General features: G+C 54.7%; 1 protein-coding gene. It reads left to right on the top strand.

Going from position 1 to position 724, the window contains the following annotated elements:
- Positions 1–55: 55 nt before the first annotated feature.
- Positions 56–724 (top strand): transposase (locus CKL79_RS22710; protein WP_141242300.1); only part of this gene is annotated, 669 nt, incomplete at its 3' end.

Raw genomic sequence — 724 nt, forward strand, 5'->3', positions numbered from 1 at the left:
GCCAAATAGGAAAGCAGCAAGCACAATAGATTTGTCATAACCGGCTGGCTGCGAAATGGAAATACTAGAAGCGTTGGGACGATTTGCGCCACTATTCTCAAAACGAGTGTGGGAGAGTGCCCTATGGCTGATGATAGGTGCCATCCTAGCACCCGGCAAACGAACTGTTAGTGCAGTGTTGAGAGTTTTAGGATTGAGTGAAGACCCGCACTATCAAACCTACCACCGGGTGCTTAACCGTGCCGTTTGGTCTAGCCTAGCGGCGAGTCGTGTGCTGTTGCAGTGGTTGATAGCAGTGCTTGCCCCGAGCGGCCCGCTGGTGATGGGCATTGACGATACGATTGAGCGGCGTTGGGGTAAACAGATTGCCGCTCGGGGCATCTATCGCGACCCTGTGCGCTCTAGCGATAGCCACTTTGTGAAAACCAGCGGTTTGCGATGGCTAAGTTTGATGTTGCTAGTGCCGATACCCTGGGCACAGCGGGTTTGGGCGCTGCCGTTTCTAACGGTTCTGGCCCCCTCAGAACGCTATAGTCAAACGCATCGGAAACGGCATAAGCGTTTGACTGACTGGGCTAGGCAGATGCTGCGGCAAGTGCGGCGATGGCTGCCAACACGGCCAATTGTGGTTGTTGGTGACAGTAGCTTTGCCGCTTTGGCGTTGTTGTCATCCCTGCGCCAGATGCCTCAGCCTGTCTACGTGGTCAGCCGGTTGCGATTAGAT

Source organism: Leptolyngbya sp. BC1307, from assembly GCF_002286735.1.
Lineage (GTDB): Bacteria > Cyanobacteriota > Cyanobacteriia > Phormidesmidales > Phormidesmidaceae > Phormidesmis.